14 protein-coding genes, 1 pseudogene and 1 other annotated feature are annotated in these 22724 nt (G+C 29.0%); all 15 genes and pseudogenes read right to left on the bottom strand.

Going from position 1 to position 22724, the window contains the following annotated elements; all coding sequences use genetic code 11:
* Positions 1-133: 133 nt before the first annotated feature.
* Positions 134-1666, bottom strand: a complete 1533-nt coding sequence (locus A500_RS19260; protein ID WP_051993107.1) for a YhgE/Pip family protein — start codon at positions 1664-1666, stop codon at positions 134-136.
* Positions 1667-1753: 87 nt separating this feature from the next.
* Positions 1754-2599: a YhgE/Pip domain-containing protein gene (locus A500_RS19265; RefSeq protein WP_051993108.1), complete on the bottom strand. Its 846-nt coding sequence runs from the start codon at positions 2597-2599 to the stop codon at positions 1754-1756.
* A 222-nt stretch (positions 2600-2821) separates the two neighbouring features.
* Positions 2822-3373: a sugar O-acetyltransferase gene (locus A500_RS00600; protein WP_016205661.1), complete on the bottom strand. Its 552-nt coding sequence runs from the start codon at positions 3371-3373 to the stop codon at positions 2822-2824.
* Between the two features lie 78 nt (positions 3374-3451).
* A complete protein-coding gene (locus A500_RS00605) occupies positions 3452-4024 on the bottom strand; it encodes a TetR/AcrR family transcriptional regulator (RefSeq protein WP_016205662.1) in 573 nt (190 codons plus the stop codon).
* A 15-nt stretch (positions 4025-4039) separates the two neighbouring features.
* Positions 4040-4492 carry a methylglyoxal synthase gene (locus A500_RS00610; RefSeq protein ID WP_016205663.1) on the bottom strand — a complete coding sequence of 151 codons (453 nt, stop codon included), beginning with the start codon at positions 4490-4492 and terminating at the stop codon, positions 4040-4042.
* A gap of 209 nt (positions 4493-4701) precedes the next feature.
* Positions 4702-4827 (bottom strand): annotated as a pseudogene (locus A500_RS21555) (CatA-like O-acetyltransferase); the annotation flags it as partial.
* A 6-nt stretch (positions 4828-4833) separates the two neighbouring features.
* A complete protein-coding gene (gene brnQ, locus A500_RS00615) occupies positions 4834-6180 on the bottom strand; it encodes a branched-chain amino acid transport system II carrier protein (RefSeq protein WP_016205664.1) in 1347 nt (448 codons plus the stop codon).
* Between the two features lie 155 nt (positions 6181-6335).
* Positions 6336-6597, bottom strand: a binding site (T-box leader).
* A gap of 141 nt (positions 6598-6738) precedes the next feature.
* Positions 6739-11718, bottom strand: a complete 4980-nt coding sequence (locus tag A500_RS21990; RefSeq protein ID WP_423219266.1) for a glycoside hydrolase family 94 protein — start codon at positions 11716-11718, stop codon at positions 6739-6741.
* Between the two features lie 106 nt (positions 11719-11824).
* A complete protein-coding gene (locus A500_RS21995; protein ID WP_423219267.1) occupies positions 11825-15298 on the bottom strand; it encodes a hypothetical protein in 3474 nt (1157 codons plus the stop codon).
* A gap of 271 nt (positions 15299-15569) precedes the next feature.
* Entirely contained in the window at positions 15570-15947 is a 378-nt protein-coding gene (locus tag A500_RS00625) for a hypothetical protein (RefSeq protein ID WP_016205665.1), read from the bottom strand.
* A 181-nt stretch (positions 15948-16128) separates the two neighbouring features.
* Entirely contained in the window at positions 16129-16974 is an 846-nt protein-coding gene (locus tag A500_RS00630; RefSeq protein WP_016205666.1) for a MurR/RpiR family transcriptional regulator, read from the bottom strand.
* Positions 16975-16999: 25 nt separating this feature from the next.
* The gene (locus A500_RS00635) at positions 17000-18079 is read right to left on the bottom strand and encodes a MupG family TIM beta-alpha barrel fold protein (protein ID WP_016205667.1); all 1080 of its coding nucleotides are present in this window, start codon (positions 18077-18079) and stop codon (positions 17000-17002) included.
* Between the two features lie 279 nt (positions 18080-18358).
* Complete coding sequence (locus tag A500_RS00640; RefSeq protein WP_016205668.1) at positions 18359-19720, bottom strand: PTS transporter subunit EIIC; 1362 nt, start codon at positions 19718-19720, stop codon at positions 18359-18361.
* Between the two features lie 55 nt (positions 19721-19775).
* A complete protein-coding gene (murQ, locus tag A500_RS00645) occupies positions 19776-20684 on the bottom strand; it encodes an N-acetylmuramic acid 6-phosphate etherase (protein ID WP_016205669.1) in 909 nt (302 codons plus the stop codon).
* Positions 20685-21077: 393 nt separating this feature from the next.
* Complete coding sequence (locus A500_RS00650; RefSeq protein ID WP_016205670.1) at positions 21078-22373, bottom strand: M18 family aminopeptidase; 1296 nt, start codon at positions 22371-22373, stop codon at positions 21078-21080.
* Between the last annotated feature and the right edge of the window lie 351 nt (positions 22374-22724).

Below are 22724 nucleotides of genomic sequence, written 5' to 3' on the forward strand. Positions count from 1 at the left end.
TTTAAAGTAATAAATTACAAATAATTATCCACGTGATAAACTTTTTATAATTTCTAAATATTAAAAAAGATACTAATAAAACATCATTATGCTTTATTAGTATCTTTTTATTTACATTTCCATCACATTAGTATTAAGCTACTATATCTGATTTTCTTCCTTCTATTTTTTCTGCTATTTTTTCTCCAACATTTTTTAGTGAAACTGAAATAGCTAAAAATACTACTAGTATTACTCCTAGAATTAAGAAATCTTTTCCTACTACACTGCTATTTATTACCTCAGCTGATATTACTTCTCTTAAAGCTTCAACTGCATAAGTAAATGGCATGTATGGATTTAATACTCTAAAGAATTTAGGTACTACTTCTAATGGGAATGTACCTGCACATGCAGTAAGTTGAAGTATTAATAAAACTATACCTAATAGTCTTCCAGCATCCCCTAGTAATGAAATTAAACATTGAATAATTGAAACAAAAACTAATGATAGGAATATATTTGTTCCTATATATGCTGCTGGATTACTTGTTTCTAATCCAAGAATTAGCACTACTATACTTACTAAAATTGCTTGTAAAATTCCTACAAATGCATAAGATAAATATTTAGCCATAACTCTATCGAATTTAGATAAATTTTCTTCTTCTTTCAATTTTGAAGGAATTACAAAGAACATCATTATAGCACCTATCCACAATGAAAGTGGAATAAAGTATGGTGCAAATCCTGTTCCATAGTTCGGAATCTTATTTATTGAATCGAAATTCATATTTATTGGTTCCGAAACAAATTCTCCCATTGTTTCTGATGAATTTTTTAATCCATCTTTCATTTTATCTGCACCTTCATTAAGCTTTGTGCTTAATTCATTACTTCCATCATAAAGTTTTTTAACTCCATCAGTTAATTCTGGAACCTTTGATGCTAATTCTGAAATACCAGAATTTAATGATTTTTGTCCATCTAATAATTTGCTTGAACCATCTTGAAGTTTAACTGATCCATTTGCTAATTCATTTGAACCATTATAAAGTGCTGATATTCCTGAAGTTAATGTTGGAATATTAGATTTTAAAGCACTAGTTCCATCATTTAATGCATTAGCTCCTGCATTTAATTTAGTTAATCCAGTATTTAAATTGCTTGCTCCATCTGATACTGATTTTAATCCTACTCCAAACTCACTAGTTTGAGGATCTAAATTAGTATATAAGCCATTTAATCCTACATCTAATTTTGAAACTCCGGTTTTAACTTCTCCAATCTTTGATATTAAGCTAACTGTACCTTTAGATAAATCTTTTGATCCAGTGGTATATTCAACTAATGAAGATTTAAATAAATTTGTTCCTTCTGATAACAATTTAACTTTTGTTGCATTTTCTGAAGCATCAGATTGAACTTTTTGAGTTATTTGTAATGCTTGTTGTATTAATGAATTTTTTTCTTCAACAGTGATAGAACTATCAGATGCTTTTGTCAAAATATCTTGTATCGTAGCATTTGCCTTTGTTGAATCTGATACGCCTTTAATTAACTTATTTACTCCATCTTGTATTTCATCATATCCTGTAACTATTGAATCTGAGCTATCAGTTATTAATTTTGCTCCATTATTTAGCTTAACTATATCTCCTTGCCCAGCTTCTAATTCTGAACTCATTTTATTAGCTCCTGCTTTTAGTTGACCAATAGATGGATATATTTTCTCTATATAAGCATTATATAAATTTTTATTTCCATCAGCTAGCTACTTTGAACCTGCTAAAGCTTCAGATGTTCCTGATTTTAATTCATTAGTTCCATTTGCTAAAGCGCTAACTCCACTACTTAATGTTGGAACTTTTTCATATACTTGTCCAAGTCCTGAATTTAGTGCATTTGCTCCATTGATTATTGAGCTTATACCATTGTTTAAAGTTGCTTGCCCATCTAACAATTGAGATGATCCATCACTTAACTTAGTTGCACCTTCTGCTAAGGTTGGGACTTTTTCATTTAAAGTATTCATGCCATCATAAATTTGTTTGCTTCCATCAGCTGCTTGTGTTAATCCATCTTTAGCTTCATATAAACTATCAAAAGCTACTTCAACATAATTTTGTGATATTGTTTTTGTTATTTTAGCATTAAGTTCTTGCTCTACCTTTGAGTTTATTTGTGATGCTAAGAAGTTTTTCTTATCATTTGATATAAAATCAATTTTTGCGACTTTGGGAGCCCCCTCTTTTGCTGCTATAATCTTAGATGAGAAATCTTCTGGAATAACTACTTTTGCATAGTATCCTTTCCCTTCTAAACCCTCATTAGCATTTTCTTCTGAGGTTATTTCCCACCCAATTTCATGGTTCCCTTTGAGTTCTTCCTCAATATCTTTACCATAGTTTACTTTTGAGCCATCTAAAGTAGCTCCTTCATCTTTATTTACCACTGCAATGTGGACATCTTCAAGTTTTGCATATGGGTCCCAGAATGCATATAAGTATAATAATGAGTATAATAGCGGTACAATTATAATTGCAATTATCGATACTCGTATGAATCTGTTTTTAAATATGCTCTTGATGTCTTCCCTTGCAATCTTTAGGAAATTCATACAATCACCTTCTGTTTAATTTTTTGTACTGAATAGTCAGTCAATCAGTATGATATATTTATACTACTTTTGTACTAAGTAGTCAATATTATTTTTTTAAATTTTTTTACAAAAAAAACTAGATTAATACTTACATGTATCAATCTAGTTTTTAAAATTAAAAATCAAAACTAAAAAATATTAATTAGAACAAATTTAATTCTAAGTTATCTTAATTTTTAATTACTCTACATTTTTAATTATTCTAGCTGGATTTCCTCCAACTACTACATTATCTGGAATATCTTTTGTAACTACTGAACCTGATGCTATAACTACATTATTTCCTATAGTTACTCCTGGATTTATTGTTGAATGTCCACCAATCCAAACATTATCTCCTATACTAACGCTTTTTCCAAATTCATATTTAAGCCTTTCATTAGGATTTATTGGGTGTGTTGCTGTATAAATATGTACTCCTGGTGCAATAAAACAATTCTTTCCTATTCTTATTTCACACACATCAAGCATTACGCAATCAAAATTAGCATAAAAACCTTCACCAACATGTATATTGTACCCATAATCACATCTAAAATTAGGCTCTACATATAAATTTTCACCTGTTGATCCTAAAAGTTCTTTTAAAATCTTTTTACGTTCATCCAGTTCTGTTTCTATAGTATTATTAAATAATCTAGTTAATTTCCTTGCCTTTAATCTTCCATTTGTTAACTCTTCATCACTTGGATCATATGGTAATCCTTGCATCATTTTTTCTTTTTCTCTCATACTATTCTCCTACAATTTTATTTTTTAATTGTTTTCATCTTGAAATAGATAAATTATATCATCATAATAACGATTTCATTATCTTTTTACGTTTATTCCATATTGAAAATACTTCATAAATTTCTCCACTACCTCTTCATGATTATATTTATCTTCATTTAAAATTTCATAAAGAGCCGAAGAAACTAATACACCTATTAATCCATAACTTAATAATATTGGATCATCATTTTCTATAAATCCTCCGTCCATAACGGCTTTGAATTTAACTGAACTCTTATCTATAAGAGTTCTTATTTCTTCCCTTAACATATTGTTTCTTTCTCCGGTTCCCCAAAGTTGACTTATTATTACTTTAAATAAATCTTTATTTTCATAAACATATTTAAGTTGAACCTTTGCTGAAACTTTTATTATTTCATATGGATCTGTAACATCTTTGGTTGCTTCTTCTATTTCTTCATTTATAAGATTTATTCCCTCTTTAATTATGAAAATAAAAAGTTCTTCCTTGCTTTTAAAATGATAATATAAGCTTCCCTTTGCTACTCCAGCTCTAGCCACAACATCATCCATTGTTGCTCCTGTATAGCCATAATTTGAAAAAACTTTTATAGCTGATTCAAAAATAGCCTTTTTAGTTTTGTTCATCTAATTTTCACCTTCTTAGAAATTATCTTTTCTTATTCTACCATAATAATCTATCATATTTCTCTCATATTCTTCATTAAATTTATTAGAACTTAAAAGAAAATCTGCTGTAGATTTGCTCATTGCTATCGCTACATCGTACAATACAGCTATTCTTAGCAAAGCTTTAACATCTGGATCATGAGGTTGTGATGTTAATGGATCCCAGAAAAATACCATTAAATCAATTTCTCCATTTACAATAGCGGCTCCAATTTGTTGATCTCCTCCCATTGGTCCACTTTTAAATCCTTGAACCTTTAATCCAGTTTTTTCGCTAATAAGACTAGCAGTTGTACCAGTACCACAAAGTATATGTTTACTTAGCATTTCTTTATTTTCTTCTGCCCATTCAATCAAAGCGGATTTTCTATTGTCATGAGCTATAAGTGCTATTTTTTTTGCTTTACCCATAATATAGTCTCCCATAATGCTCCCCCTAGTTCTTATAAAATATTTATTTTTAAATAAAGTTGTTAATTTTTATATGAATCTTAATATAGTAAGCTTTCTTAAACTAGACTCAAATCATTTATATAACTTTACCTAATACTAAAATTATACATAATTAAATATTAGTTTACAACAATATAAAAATATCGCATATTCATTTCTGATATGCGATATTTAATCAATAACTATTTATCTTTTAGCCATACTTGAAAATTAAATGCTAATTCTTGCATCTCATTAATAAATCTACTAGAATGATATCCATCACAAATAGCATGGTGTGCTTGTATTGATATAGGAATAAATACTTTTTCAAATTAATTACTTGCTTTATCACTTAAAACTTTATTAGAGTTAAAACTTTCTTTTGCAAATTTAATACATACACCTAAAATCATTCCTACTATAGCTGGAATTATCCAAGCTAGTCCTTCTTTATAAAAAGGTAGTTTACTAATAAAGCTTGTAACAAATCCTAAAGTCAATCCAACTTGTCCTAAAGCATCGACTACGCTTATTACTCCTGTAAATAATATTGTTAATTTATAAACTACAGAACTTCCTTTAAGTATATTGTCCATCATTGCAAGTATTATAAGCATTATAGCTACTGGATAAATGGCATTTAATACTGGTACTGTTACGCTAAGAATCTTTGTAAGTCCCATGTTTGCAAAAGTCATACTAAATATAGTTAATATTCTTACCCAGTTTTTATATGATATTTTCTCAGTTAATGTCGAGAAATATTGACTACATGAAGTAATAAGTCCAACGCAAGTTGTTAAGCATGCTAATGTAAAGATTAATGCTAATAATATAGCTCCTGGCTTTCCAAATATATATGTTGTGATATTTGTTAAAGTTTGAGCTCCATTTTCAGTTGCTCCAAATCTTCCTCCGCTAGCAGCTCCTAAATGTGCAAGTAAGGCATATATAACAGCTAATAAAATTCCTGCTATTATTCCTGCTTTTATTGATGTATTAACTATTTCTTTTTCATCATTAATTCCTTTAGATTTTATAGCTACTGCAATAACTATTCCAAAATTAAGTGCAGCTATTGTATCCATTGTTAAATATCCATCTAAAAATCCCTTAACGAATGGAGAGGTTGCATAATCTCCTGTTGCTGCTCCGTATCCTCCAATTGGCTTAATTATAGATCCAATTACCATAATTAAAATTAGAATTAATAAAGCAGGAGTTAGTACTTTTCCCATACGATCTACTAACTTACTAGGCGATAATGAAAGCCAATATGCTATTGCAAAAAATATAAATGTATATATAAATAATGCTAATGCTATTGATATATTTTCAGGCAAATATGGTGCTACTGCCATTTCAAATGGTAAACTTCCTGCTCTTGGAATACCTAAGCATGGTCCTATTGATAAATATACTAAAATAGTGAATACTGTGGCAAATAAAGGATTTACCCTTCTTGATAAATTAGTTAAACCTCCAGATTTTGCTACCGCAACAACTCCTAATACAGGAAAACCAACTGCTGTTATAAAAAATGAACTTGTAACTATCCAAGTGTTTTCCCCTGCTGCCTCAGCCATAAAAGGAGGAAAAATTAAATTTCCTGCTCCAAAAAATAAAGAAAAAAGCATCAGTCCTATTAATATTAAATCTCTTTTTGATAATTTCTCCATGTCAAAATCCCCCTAAGTATATTCTAATTAACAAATAATAATTTAATTAAAATTCATATATAATATTTTGCTCATAATTATTTTTTAATTAATAATCTCACCTTCAATATCCAAATAATCTCCCCCTTTTTAAACAAAAAAACCGTCCCTTGAAAACAAGGGACGGAAATATCCGCGTTACCACCCTAATTCTATAAAATTAGCTTATTTTTCATAAACCTTTTATAGCACTTAGCTACATATCTATCAATACGCTTATCTTTTAACGGTGAAAGACTCCGTCAATACTTACTACAAATTGTTTCAGTACTGCTTCTCAGAGATGATATTCGGTTAACTTTGAACATTGGCTTTCAGCATACACCAACTCTCTGTTGAACAAATTAATAACTTACTTTTTCTCTTCATAGAATTTTTATTATTATCCATTTATTATTATAATAAGCCCACCTTTTTACAATGTCAATACATTTTTATACATTTAACTATTAACAGTTTAATGAATTTTAAGTTTTGTGCAACAAAAAATCCATAATTGTTAATTACATTAACTATTAATTATATTACGACTTCTATATGTAGCTTTCCTTTACCTTTCGGAATTAAATTATCTTTAACTTCTTCTCCATCAATTATAATCTTTTTATGTTCTCCACGCTTAATCTTTATATTGTAATCTTCGTTTTCATTATTAATATTTATTTCATATTCCTTCCAAGTTTCAGGGATACACGGATCTATTTTATATCCTTTACCTTCTATTTTCTTTAAACCTAATATGTCTTCAAGACCAACTTTATACATCCATCCTGATGCTCCTGTGTACCAGCTCCATCCACCTCTTCCGCCATGAGGCTCTTTTATATATACATCTGCAGCCATTACATAGGGTTCTACTTTATAGTTTCTTGCTTCAAGTTCTGTATTTGTATGATTAATTGGATTTATCATATTATAATATTTCCATGCCTTATCTCCTAGGTCAAGCTTTGTTAATGCTAAGATAACCCACACTGCTGCATGTGTATATTGACCACCATTTTCTCTAACTCCAGGTACATATCCCTTTATATATCCTGGCTCTAAGGTAGGCGATTTATCAAAAGGTGGTGCTAATAACTTAATAAGACCCTTATCCTTATCTACAAGATATTTATCTACTGCTTCCATGGCTTCTTGTGCTCTAGTAATCTTAGCCGCATTAGAAATTATTGACCAGCTTTGTGCAATGGCATCTATTTTACACTCATCATTTTCTCTTGAGCCTAAAGGTGTTCCATCATCAAAATACGCTCTTCTGTACCAGCCTCCATCCCAAGCATTTTCTTCTAGATTTTCTTGTATAAAGCTTTGGAATGTGCTATATGCATCTTCTTTTTCTTTATCATTCTTATGCTTGCATATTTCCTTAAAGCTATCTAGTATTTTATATAAAAACCAACCTACCCAAATACTTTCTCCTTCTCCCTTATTTCCAACAGTACTCATTCCATCGTTCCAATCACCACTACCCATAAGAGGAATATTATGTCTTCCAAACTTTAAACCTCTATCTATTGCTTTTAAACAATGTTCATATATGTTTCCCTCTTTATTGGATTGATTTACTATTGTATATCTTTCATCTTCGCCATCTCTTAGTGGTTCATCTTCTAAATAAGGAGCTTTTTCATCTAATATACTATAATCTCCTGTAGATTTTATATATTCAGAAGTTACATATGGCAACCATAACAAATCATCTGAAAATCTTGTTCTTATTCCTGAGTTTATTACTGGATGCCACCAATGTTGTACATCACCTTCAAGGTATTGTCTTGATGCACTCCTTAAAATTTGTTCTCTAGTTATATTAGGATCTAATATTCCTATGGACATAGAGTCTTGAAGTTGATCTCTAAAACCATAGGCTCCGCCACTTTGATAAAATGCTGTTCTTGATAAATATCGACAACTATAGGTTTGATACATAAGCCATCCATTTAACATATAATCCATTGATAAATCTGGTGTCTTTACTTGTATATTTCCTAGGAAATTTGACCAATAATCTTTCACATTTCTTAATTCTTCATCAACATTCTCTATATTACTGTATTTATTTATTTTTTCTTTTATTAATTCTTCACTTTCTTCTTGCCCAAAAATTATTATAATCTCTCTTTCTTCACCAGCTTTTAATTTTATATCTAGCTTAGCTCCTAAACAAGGATCATATATACTTCCACTTAAGTTATCTAAACTATTTTCTAGTAATGCTTTAGGGCTAGATAATTCTCCTCCAACTCCTAAAAAGCTTTTTCTATTACCAGTAAAACTTTGATTTTTATCGCCATTAATAGATAAATAAGCTTTTAATTTCCCAAAATATTTTGAATAAGGATTTTGGCCATATATATATTGGCCTTGGATTGATGTGCTTATGTATTTAGCACTTCCATAATTATATACACCAAGTACTAATTGAGCATAATAGAATATTGATAAATTCTTATCTACATTAGATAAATTCTTAAGAGATACTTTACATAATTTTATCTTTTCTTCCTTAGGACAAAATACTTTCATTTCACTACATATATTGTATGCAGTATGTTTGAAGGTTGAATACCCAAAGCTATGTTCGATTATGTATTCTCCTCCATCTCTTATTGGCATAGGAGTTATTGTAAAGTATGCTCCCATATCATTATCTCTTATATATAAAGCTTCTCCTGTTGGATCACTTACCCAATCATTGCTCCAAGGCGTTATTTTATTTTCCCTACTGTTTCCACACCAGGTATAAGTTGAACCCACCTCGGAAATATGGAATCCAAAATCCTTATTAGAAACTACATTTATCCATGGTGCTGGAGTATTTTCATAATCTTTAAGTCTTATGATATAGCTTTTATCTGATTTTTTAAATCCTCCATATCCATTAAAGAAGTCTAACTCACTAATATCAAAATGATTGTTTCCAATTTCAGTTTTCCTTAATTCTGATGCTTTATTCATATTTTCTTTTTCATGATTACTATGTTTTACTTCTTTTAATACTTCATCTGAATCATTATCAACCTTATTTATTTGTCTATCTACAAAACCCTTTATATAATCACTTTCATTTATATCTACTTTTATTCTATTAATGTGTGATAATTCTTCTTTGTTTCTATATTCATTATACTTATACTCTACTGCTTCCGTTAACTGCTTAGCAAGAGCTCCTTCTTTTGAATTTATATATAGTTTTGAAATACCTATAATAAAATCTCTTATATTATCACTCATTGTAGATTTATTATGAATGAAAATACCTCCTGATTTATTTATATTTTCTCTTGCAACAGAATTTCTAATTGTTGAAATTATATTTTTTTGGAGTGGTTCTTCATAGGATAACTCTTCTTCATTATAAATTACTAAGTCTGTCTTTATCCCTTTATTTCTAAAGTAATAGTGCATATTAATAACTTGCCTTAACAAATCTATATCATCTTCGCTTTCAATAATTAAAAATATTATAGGTAAGTCGCCTGATATTCCATATGACCATAAGTTTTCTTGATTCATTTTAATATTTCTTATGTAATCTTCTCTATTCTTTCTTCCACTATGAAGATATAAAATATAAGATGCTAAACTTTGGTATATATTTGCTTGCGCTGATCTAATTCCAATATGCTTAAGTTCTAACTGATTAGAATAATTATAAGCATCGGCACTCTTTTCTATCTTTGGAACATCTTTATATGATCTTATAAGTTCTAAAATTTCTTCTTTTGATTCTCCAACTCCTGTTAAATAGTAAATTGATTTTTCTTCTCCTGGCTTAAGTGTGATTCTACTTCTTATACTCATTATAGGATCTAATACTGTTCCAACTGTATTTTGAAGTGGGGCATCATTATCCATTACTTCTGGATATCTCAGATTTCTATTTCTTCCTATAAAGTTTAATCTTGATGTTTCGTAAGTTAAATCACCATCTAAATCATGATTTGAAGCTATAGTATGGAATATATAATTAGTAATTGCTCCTTTTGCTCTGGGCCTCCTATTTCCTATCAGACTCTTAGTTTCTTCATTATATTCTGTACTAATAAACAAATTAGAAAAACTTGGGTGAACAGCATCCCCTTCAAAAGATTGAAGAGTTACTTCTAAATAACTTGTTATTTCTAAAGTTCTTAGCTTTTCTCCTGTATTCTTTAATGATAACTTTCTTACTTCTACATTATCTTCAGAAGCTAATGTTACTTCATAATTCGTAGTTATAGTTCCATCTTTTCTTTCATACTTCGCTTTATCAAGAGTAAATTCTACTAAGTAGTCTTCATTACTTTCCTTACAAGGCTCATAAGTAGCACTCCAATAATCATTTGAATTTAGATTTTTTATATAAAAGAAAGTTCCACTTGAATCTGAAGTGCTATCTCCCTTCCACCTATATACCGTCATATCATCTTTTTTAGAATATCCACTACCATCATGAGCTATCATAGTTGAATAAGTACCATTAGATAATAATAAAACTTCTTGATCTTCTCCTTTATTGCCCTTAAATATTCTAGGAATAAAATCTTCCTTTTCTAACTTTTTATTATTAGCTATACTAATATCTACTTCTCTTTCAAAGGTTATGTTTTCAGGAACTTTTTCTTTTAAAAGAATTTCAGCTGCCTTTATTTCTGGAATATTATGAAATCTTTCTTTTAAAATATCATTATTTAATATATTATCTAAAGCTAAAAGAGACATTCCTAAATGATGAACCATATAACAACGTACTTCTTTTGCTTCTTCCTTTGGTTTTTCATCACTATAATCTACTGCTTCTATAAAGCCATATCTACCATAAAATTTCATATCATACAGCTTTTTTAAATTTTTCATTGAAGCTTTTGTATCATATGGTAATGTCATTATTGAAGAATATGGAGATATAACTACCTCTTGTTCAAGTCCTCTCTTTAAGCCTATTCCAGGTACTCCAAAAGCTTTATATTGATAATTTTGATTTACATCAAACTCATAATAAGCTGATTCTGATATTCCCCATGGTGTATTTCTCTTTTCTCCATAATTTATTTGAGCACTTACAACTGATGAATATGTCAAATCCCAAATTGTATTTTTAAAACTTTTCATTATTTGAAATGGCATAAAATATTCAAACATAGTACCGCTCCAAGATACTAAAGTTTTATGCCCAAATACCTTGGTCATATTTCTACTTAAATTATACCAATGCTCCTTTGGAATTTCTCCTCTTGCTATTGATAAAAATGATGATATCCTTGCTTCTGAAGCCATTAAATCATAGTAGGAATTTCCTAAGGATTTTTCTTCTACATTGTATCCTATTGCAAAAAGCCCTCTATCTTTGTTATATAAAAATTTGAAGTCCATATCATTCATAATACTGTCTATTTCACATGCAAGAAGCTTAAGTCTTTCATTGAATTCCATAAGCTTACCAATTTTTTTATCTAAAATTATCTGGAATTCTTCTCCTGACGACTTCTTTATATCTTCTAATATATCTATCAATTGTAATAAAGTTGGAGCCTTATAATTTTTAAAGGTATCTATGACTATTTTTTCTATACCATCGAATATAAAATCATAAAAATCTATTTTTGTTTCTATTTCATTTTTAATTTTTTATCCAATAATATTCATTATCATTTTCTTTATTATCTTTATCACTTTCAAGTCTATCATTTACTATTTTTAATTCATCTAATAATATATTCTTATATTCTCTTAAATCAATATTATCTGGAAGCCTATCATAAAATTCTTCTTTTTCATCTTTTCTTACTATGTTGTAAGTATCTTTTATAGCTGTTATTTCTTTTTCTCTTATTATTGGGTTATTATTAAACTTTCTTATAACATCTTTAATTATCCAAAGATATCCTAAGAGGTTTCCACTATCTACTGTGGATACATACCTAGGCCAAAGTGCTTCTTTCGTCTTTGTATCATACCAATTTAAATAATGTCCATTAAATTTTTCAAGTCCTCTCATTCCATCTAAAATTGATTCTACTCTATAAATGACTTCACCTATTGATATATACCCTAAATCATAAGCCGTTAAATTAGTAATAAGCCCCATACCGATATTAGTTGGTGATGTTCTGTGTGCCAAACCCTTAAAAGGTTTTTCTTGAAAATTATCTGGAGCTAAATAATTATTTTCTTCATTTATAAAGTCTTCATAATAAGCCCATATTCTTCTACTACTTTCTCTAAGAAATTCTTCATCTTCTAATTCTAATCTATCTTTTATAAGCTTTTCTTCTTGTGATATTCTGCATGCCATTGCTGGTGCTATAGCCCAAAGAATAGAAATTACTATTGTAGCTATTAATATTTCTATAGAATTATCTAAACTAAGTAATAGTACTACTAAAGATACTCCTACTGATATCCACATTTTTTGATAATACCACATATAAGTATTCTTTACTGATTTCTCAACCCTATCAGCAGTTTTCCATTGAAGTAAATTCTTTTTAGATATAGTAAGCCTATAAATTGTTCTAAATATAGCATCAAACATAAGCCAAGCTTGGTATGGAATAAAGCTTAAAATCAATACTATTTGTTTTAATGTTTTAAAAGTTCCCATAATCTTTTTCTTAGGTGTAACAACAAAATCTGTTACTGTAAACATTAATGGAGTTATTAAAGCTAAAAATAACAATATAGATATTTGAACTGCTCCACTTAAAACTGTTAATATAGCTAATAATCCTAATAATAAGCTTGGGGCAAGTAAGCTCCTTCTAAGATTATCTATTATCTTCCACTTAGATATTGCTGATATCTTCTTTGAAAATGCAAAACTTGCTATTTGCCAATCTCCTCTTACCCATCTATGGAGTCTTAAGGCACTAGCTAAATAACTAGATGGATATCCATCTATTACTTCAACATCTGTTATTAATGCACATCTTGTTAAGACTCCCTCTATTAAATCATGTGAAAGGACTTTATTTTCTGGTATTTGATCTTTTAAAATATTATAGAATGAATCTATTTCTATAATTCCCTTACCAGTAAATATTCCTTCTCCAAATAAATCTTGGTATGTGTCTGAAGATGCTGTTGAATAAGCATCTACTCCTGCATCTCCTGCAAAAATTTCAGAAAAATATGTTTTATGCTTATCTTCTAGATTAACACTTACCTTTGGTTGCATAATACTATATCCTCTTAATACAGAATTATTTTCTATATAAGGATTATTTAAAACATGGCTCATTGCTGAAATAAGCTTTTTAGCGCTTCCTATTGGTAAAAATGTATCACTATCTAAAGTTATTATGTATTTTGCACTTTTTAAAGAATCTATATCACTACTAATTATATTATAAGTAGTTTCTTCACTACCCCTAATTAAAGCCATAAACTCCATGAGCTTTCCTCTTTTTCTTTCATAGCCCATGTAGACTTTTTCTGATTCGTTATATAATCTCTTTCTGTTAAAGAAGAAAAATCTATCTTCTCCATCTTTTGCATACTTTTTATTCAGCTTATTTACAAATTTTATTCCTTCATCATTTATTGCCTTATCTTGTGTCTCACTTTCATTATTGCTATCACATAAATCTCCAAGTAAAGCAAAGAAAATATTTTTATCTCTATTGGCTAAGTAATATATTTCTAATTTTTTTAGTAAATCAATTGCAGACTTGCTATTACCTAGTATTGCTGGTATTACTACAATAGTTCTTTCACTTTCAGGTATTCCCTTAGAGTAATCCATCTTAGGTATAAAACTAACAGGTGTGACCTTTGCTATAAACCAGTTTAATAGTGATATTACTACTTCACTAGATGGAACCACCATCAAAATAAATGCCAATATATATTGCCATAAATTAAAGTTTAATGGAATTAGATATGTTAATAGTAAAACTACTAAATCTACTAAAATTGTTCCTAAAAATATAGTTGATAAATAACATCCCCTTGACATCTTCTTATCTATATTTTTAGTTATATTATATCTTTTTAGTATATCTCTTACCCCATCATCTACTAAATAATATCCTATATGTCTTTTATAAAAATCTCTATTTTCTAGATGTAAACTACTAAGTTCTAGAGCTGTTTTTACTAGTTTGAGTTCATCTATATTAGTTTTTCTAGAAATTTCCTCTATTTTATGTCTATAATAATCTTTTGTTTCAAAGTCCATGTCCTCATAAATTTTAGCTGGATCTTGCTTTAATATTCTTTCTACATTTGATGTTTCTGAGAAGAATTCTTTCCAATTTATAGAATCCATTATTCTTAAAGAATTTATAGTTATTCCTATGGATGTAGCAATATTCCCTTCTCTTATATGATCTTTTATTATTTCCTTTTCAAAACTTGTGTTTTCTTTTTCTTTCAATCTATCTAAAGCAAACTTGTATACTCTTTCATCCCCTATTGAATTATCTCTTAAAATACTAAAAAACTTATCTATAAACTCAGGAGAAAACAGTCCATCATGAAGACTCTCGTCATCTCCCATATAGTTATTTTTAGATTCCTCTTTAGACTCTTCAACTTTAATTATAGGATATTTATTTTCCAGCTTAGATAATAAACTATCTATCTTATCATTATTATAAGAATCTATAACTGTATTAGCTAAGTCCCTAGCTCCCAATCTTTGCTTTTGAAGAACTACCATATCATTAGTTATTATTCCTAAATTGATTATTAATGCAATCCTAAGCATTAAAGGAAAAGCCCATAATTCTCCTATTGTAAAACTTTCTCCTTGCTCATTTATAAATTTTACTAATTCATCTTTATCTATTATATTTTGGTTTTTCTCAATATAATTTTTAGCCAATATATAAACCCTTGGATAACTAATATAATCAATTTCTATTGTAGGTAAATTATTAAAATAGTTTATTGGCAAATTAAACTTAATTGTTTTATATTCCTTTTCAATTAAATAAATATTATCAAGCAGCCATTCAGCTGAAGAAATAACATCCTCCCCGTGCTTAATAAGCTTATTTAAATATTTATGATTATTAACAACTCCCTTAAATGCTTCATTAAGCTCTATGAGTATAGTTCTTCTAGTATTATTTAAAACTTCATCTCTCATAAACTTACTCCTCTCCTTATTCTTTAGTTAAGGCATTTTAAAACTCGACTAAGTTTATTATTTACATTATTGAAGAATTTTACTCATAGAAAAATAGTGAAACTAATTCAGACAAGCTGTGTAACAATGAAAATTTAATAATTGATAATTCAGGTTATAATTAGTCTGCGTTGAATTATAAAAATAAAAAATAGAAATTCTTTCGAATTTCTACTTAAATTCTCTAAACTTTATAGAAGTTTATTCTTCAATTATCCATTATTCATTATTTTTATAGTCTATTAAATTGTAAATCAAACTCACCTTCTCCTGAGTTATCAATACTTTCAAATGTCAATGTCCAATCTCCAACTATCTTATCAAAACTTTTTATTTCTTTTAAAGGCTTATCAGATGTAACTTCTTCGCTCCACTGTATATCCCCATTTGGATCTTTAAGCTCAAATTTAACATTCCCCTTAGTAAGAGTTAAATTTATTTCTAACTTCATTCCTTTAAAATTATCTTCAACATTATAAATATAAGTATCTTTTATTTTACTTCCTTGCTCTATAGTATTATGTGCTGAACTTTGATTTCTAACTATACACCCTGTCATTATAAAAAAAATCATCACAACTATAATTGTTAAACGTAAATTTCTTCTCATCTCATTCCCTCCCTAATTTATATATGACACAAAAATTGGTAAATACTATATTCAATTATATATAATTCAATCATAAATAACAATCAGAAGGACAATTGAAAAGGAGAGATTCAGACGAATCTCTCCTTAACTTTTTCACTGCAATTTGAAATTTTCATTTCAAATAAATTTTCATTTTTTATTAATTCTTTAGTCCTTCTACTGCTTTTCTTGTTACTCTAAGTTTTTCTTCTACTGCCTTTAAGTTATTCTTTGCCATTCCTATAAATAGCATATCTATTATTGCAAGTTGTGATATTCTTGAACTCATAGCACCTTCTCTTAATGTCTTTTCTACAAATGGTACTTGAAGAACTATATCAGATATATCAGCCAATGTATTGTTTATACTTGCCTTTGTTATTGATATAACTGGTATTCCTGATTCCTTAGCGTTTTCTGCGCACTTTATAACTTCTCTAGTTTCTCCTGAGTATGATATTGCTATTGCTACATCACCTTTTTCCATAAGTGCTGAAGATGTAATTTGAAGATGTGTATCTGCATGTGCAATACATCTTTTATTTATTCTACTTAATTTATAATAGAAATCCATTCCTACTAAGCTAGAAACACCCACACTAAATATATATATATTTTTAGCCTTGTTAAGTATTTCTATTGCTTTTTCTAATTCTTCTTCTTTTAAAATTCCAATTGTTTGATTCATTATAGAATCAATAGAAGCCTTTATTCCGTAAATTATATTTTTAGTTGATAAATCTCCATGCAAATATTCAAAATCAGAATTATCTTCATCATTTTGTAAATTTAATGATAATCGTAGTTTCATTTCATTTAAAGAATCAAAACCTATTTTTTTAGAGAATCTAACAACTGTTGGAGCTGAAGTATTTGTAACATCTCCAATTTCTTTTGCTGACATATTTATAATACTCTTTTTATTACTAAGTAAATATTCAGCTATTAATTTTTCTCTATCTGTGAAGCTCTCGAAGTTTTGTTTTATATACTGCAATACGTTCATTTTCACACCCTACCATCTTTTTGACTTATTTATTAATTATATTGAAATGAAATTTTTTCCCGTTACATATATATTTTAATAAATAAAAGTCCTTTTGTAAAACAGAAGCTACAATATTTGTTCTAGGATCTGCATCTTGATTTCTTTTTAATATTTCAAGCTCTCCCATATACCTCATATAGTCTTTATTATCTATAGATATATCTCCATATTTCTTACTTACTGTATTAAAAGGCTCTATAATACCACCTTCTAAAATAAGTCTACTTTCACTTGCTCTTATAGCATCTCTTGCTTCATCTGTTCTTGATGAATAAATATTATTTAAAATTCTAAGAATTAATTCATCATTAGTTTTTATTTCTATATCTAGCTCTACAACATCCTGCTTTAATGATGATAAATCTTTTAATTCCTCATAAGTAGGAAGAGAATCCCCTATAAAAACAGATTCATTTTCTAAGGCAAATAAGTGATTTGCAGCTTCTTTTACACTTAATCCTCTATGATCTTCAAGAGTTGGCAGTCCATCTTTTAATGGACTTCTTTTCCTGTTGTTTGATTGAACAAATGCGCAAGGCTTTATTCCTCTCTTTTTAAGAATTCTATTTTTATCTATCATGCATTCTTCAGATATCCCAGTTCCAATTCTAGGATAAAAGTTATGCAAAGCATCTATATTACTATAATTTGGAGAGTATTTATCAAGTTCTTCAAAAAAACTTTCAGTAATAGTTGAAGCATTTAATTGAATTTTTATACCATATTCATTTCTACTCATTTTAGCTATATTTTCTTCACTATAACCAAAATCAATTCTAATGGTTTTTACTCCCATATCCCTTAATCCTTTTAAATCCATATCTTCTAAATCAAGAAATTTAAAAGTATTGGGAGATATGTCACTAATTATATCCATGTCATATTCTTTAGCTAAATTAAAAAACTCTCTAACTTCTACCTTTAAAACTTCATAATTAGCTTCCGGTATATGAAGAGACGTAAATATTCTGCCAAAACCTAAACTATGCGCATCCTTTAATAATTGAATATTTTCTTCTTTTGTGTTATCAAGTCCGAAATAAACAGAAAATCCATAATACATAAAAAAACCTCCAGTTTTTAATTAAAAAATGAAAAAAATTAAAGATGAAATAATTAAGCGTATGCTTAATTATAAAAATTAGATAGAGAAATTCTTGCAAATTTCTCTATCTACATTAGTTTTTCTTTACTATTAAATTTTCATAATTCAGCTCGTCTGAATTATTTCATTAATTTTTTTCATTCACCATTTGAAATCTCAATTTCAAATAAGACTTTCATTTTTTCATAACTCAGCTCGCCTGAGTTATTTCATTAATTGTCAATTGTAAATTGTAAATTATTCAACAGGGTCTTCAAATCCAAGCATTTCTGTAAATATATATCCTGCTATATATGATACAACTACTCCAATTAAGAATACAAACATCTTTCCATTAGCTATTAATAATGCTAGTGGTAATCCTGATACTCCCATTGCTACTGCTCCAACCTTGAAGATTGCCATTACAGCTCCACCAACTCCAGCTCCTAAACAAGCTCCTAAGAATGGTTTTCCAAGTGGTAATGTTATACCGTATATTAAAGGTTCTCCGATTCCTAAGAATCCTGGTACTAATCCATTTTTAGCTGTCTTCTTTAATCTTTCATTTTTAGTTCTTCTAAGTACTGCTATAGTAGCTCCTACTTGTGCCATACCTGCTGTTGCTAATATTGGAAGTAATACTGTAAATCCTGCATTAGCTATTAAATCTGCATGTATTGGTGTTAATGCTTGGTGCATTCCAGTCATAACTAGTGGTAAGAATAAAGCACCTGAAACTGCTCCTGAAATTACTGATATAACCATATTGTCTGATGCAATTGTTTGAGCAACTAAAGTACCTATTGAATCTGATATAGCTCCACCTACTGGTTGAAGAATAAATAATGCTGCAAGTACTGATACAGTTAATGTAACTAATGGTGTTACAAATAAATCTAATACATCTGGTACAACTTTTCTACAAGCTTTTTCTATATAAACTGATAGAACAACAACTAATATAACTGATATAATTCCACCTCTACCTGGTGTTAAAGGCTTTCCAAAAAGTGTAATATTAGCTAGTGCTGCTGATGAAAGTATTCCACCTAATACTCCACCCATCATTGGCATATCTGAACCAAATTCTTTGGCTGCATTTACACCTACTAAAATTGATAATATTGAGAATACACCATTACCAACAAGTCCTATAATTTGAGCTGCTGTAGTTGTCTTATAAGCATCTCCAAATTGTACATTACAAATATTATTTACAGCAAGTACAAGTCCACATGCCACAAATAAAGGTATTAATGGTATAAATACATTTCCTAATTTCTTAAGTAAATTTTTAAACTTTGTATCATTTTTTTCTTTTAATTTTTCTTTTGTTGCCTTAACAGCATCTTCTCCTAAAAGAACAGGTTTACCAACTATTTTGCTAACCTCAGCTGTAACTTTATTAACCTTACCTGGTCCGTATATTACTTGTAATTGACCTTCTGCATTAACAACTCCTAAAGCTCCTTCTGACTTCTTTATTTTTTCCATGTCAGCTTTTGAGTAATCTCTAAGTTCTAATCTGCAACGAGTCATACAATTAGCAACTGATTTTATATTTTCTTTCCCGCCTAGTAATTCAACTAAATTTTTAGCAATTTCAGCATTTGTCATTTTAAGTCCCTCCATCTTATTGTATTATTTTTTACTTATATTTTGTAATTTTTTATTAATTTATGCTTTTTAAAGCTTCTGCTATATATCCATTATTATTATCTAGGATATTTTTAGCTTCATCTTTATTTAGCTTTGATAATATCATAAATATTGAAAGCTTAACATCAAAATTTGTTTCTATTAAGAATTGTTCTGCTTCTTCTCTATCTACGCCAGTAGCTTCACAAACTATCTTTTTAGCTCTTTCAACTAATTTAGCATTTGTTGCTCTTACATCTACCATTAAGTTTCCATAAACTTTTCCAAGCTTTATCATTACTCCTGTTGATAGCATATTTAAAACTAATTTTTGAGCTGTTCCAGATTTTAATCTTGTTGAACCTGTAACTACCTCTGCCCCTACTACTGGTGCTATTGAAATTTTAGCTGCTTTTGAAACTTCTGAACCTGCATTACAAGTAACTGCTACTGTTAATGCTCCAACTTCATTAGCATACTCAAGTCCGCCTATTACATAAGGTGTTCTACCTGATGCAGCTAATCCAACTACTGTATCATTTTCATTTAAGCTCTTAGCTTTTAAGTCTTCAACAGCCAATTCTCTCGAATCCTCTGCACCTTCTTTTGCTCTGAAGATTGCTTCCTGTCCTCCTGCTATAATTCCTTGAACTAATTCTTCTGAAACTCCATATGTTGGTGGACATTCTGATGCATCTAATATTCCAAGTCTTCCTGATGTTCCTGCACCTATATAAATTAGTCTACCTCCTTTGTGCATACCTTTAACTATTCCATCTATAGCTTCTGCAATTTTTGGAAGTTCTACTTCTACTGCTTCTGCAACTTTCTTATCTTCACTATTAATCTTCTTTACCATTTCTAAGGTTGAAACCTTATCTATATCTAAGGTATTTTGATTTCTACTTTCAGTTGTTAATTTTTCTAAATCTATTTTTTTCATATAATACCTCCAAACTAAGTATAACTTTCAAAATATTTTGACTACGTTTTCATTGCAACATTATATTATCATATCTGAAATGATATTTCAATAGTTTTGTTATGAAACTTTATTTCATTTCATGACATTGACAAAGCAAATTATTATGTTTATAATTAATTATTTGTAATAAAAAGTAGATATATGTAAATTGGCTTATTCCATAGCTTTACTCCAGCTCAACACAAACTTACATATGCCTACTGGAAAACTAAAAGAAAGAAATTATAAATAGCCATACACTGATAAACTTTTTATAATTTCCTTATAGTAAAAAAGAAACTCAGTTTTAACTGAGTTTCTTGAGTAATTGTTTGTATTTAATTACTAATATTTAAATCTAAGTCATATATATTAAGAATTATAGAATTCAGTAAATAACTTTATAGTATAGGAATTATCTTTTACTGATGCTAATTCTCTTATTGAGTGCATTGAAAGTAAAGGTGCACCCATATCCATAACAGGAATTGTTAATAATGATGATGTTATAGGGCCTATAGTTGTTCCTCCTCTAACATCTGATCTGTTAAAGAATTTTTGATATGGAACTTCTGCTTTTTTGCAAAGTCCTTCAAAAATAGCTGCATTATAACTATCTGTACTATAGCTTCCTGAAGCAGCAGTCTTTAATACTGGTCCTTCGCCTAAAACTGGTCTATTTGTTGGGTCATGTTTTTCTTCGGCATTTGGATGTACTGCATGAGCTAAATCAGCTGAAATCATTATTGAATTTGCTAATGCTCTATGCATTCCTTCTCTATCTTTTCCTAATGATAAAGTTATTCTTTCTAAAATATTTAATAATAATGCTGAGTTTGCTCCTTGAGCTGTAAGACTTCCTATTTCTTCATTATCCATACAAACCATAACCTTAGTTGATTTGTTTACTTTACTATCTATTAAAGCTTGAATTCCTGTATAAACCATCCACATATCATCTAATCTACCAGCTGATATAAACTCTTCATTTAATCCTATTAAAGCTCCCTTTTCTACTTCATATAATCCTAAATCAAATCCTAATATTTCATTTGCATCAACTTTTAATTCATCAGCTAAGACATTAACTAAGAATCCATCTTTCTCAAACTTATCATTTATAAGGCTTAATAAAGGTAATGTATCTTTTTGTTTATTTATATTAAACCCTTCATTTACTGTTCTATTCATATGAATAGCAACACTTGGTATTATAAGAAGCGGCTTATTAATATTAACAAGCTTTACTTCTGGCTTTAAAGATGATTGTCCTTTTAATGTTACTTTTCCTGCTAAACCTAAAGGTCTATCAAACCAAGTATAAAGAATAGGTCCACCATAGACTTCAGTATTTAGCTTTAAATACTTTCCTTCTGAAACCATTTCTGGATTTGCTTTTACTCTAAATCCTGGTGAATCAGTATGTGCTCCTATTAATTTAAATCCATCTTCTTCAACATCTCCATTCCCAATAATGAATGCAATAAGTGCTGAATCATTTTTTATAACATAATACTTACCTTCTTTTTGTAAGTTCCATTTTTCACTTTCTTTTACTTCACTAAAACCATTTAAATCTAATCTTTCTTTTATAGTTTCAACTGAGTGATATGCTGTTGGACTCTTATATAAAAAGTCTACTAAATCTAATGCTAATTCTCTTTCCATTTGTTTACCTCCAGTTTGTAAAATTTTGCGAAGCAAAATTTCTAGTGCACAGTTCACAAGGCACAGTTCACAGTTTATGATAAAACTACTTCGTAGTTTCTGAATTTTAAGTTATATCAACTCTTAAATTGTTGATATAACAATTTCTTAATTCAGCAAAGCTGAATTGTTCGCTGTTCCCTGTTCCATGTTACCTATTACCTGTTCCCTGTTCCCTGTTACCTGTTACCTATTACCTGTTACTTTATTCCCAGAACTGTGAACTGTGAATTGTGTGCTGTAAACTATATAATTAGTTTCGTCAATACTAGGTGTGGTCGGCGGTCTCTCAAGGCGACACAGGGGAGTAGG

The sequence above is a fragment of the Clostridium sartagoforme AAU1 genome, from assembly GCF_000401215.1.
Lineage (GTDB): Bacteria > Bacillota > Clostridia > Clostridiales > Clostridiaceae > Clostridium > Clostridium sartagoforme.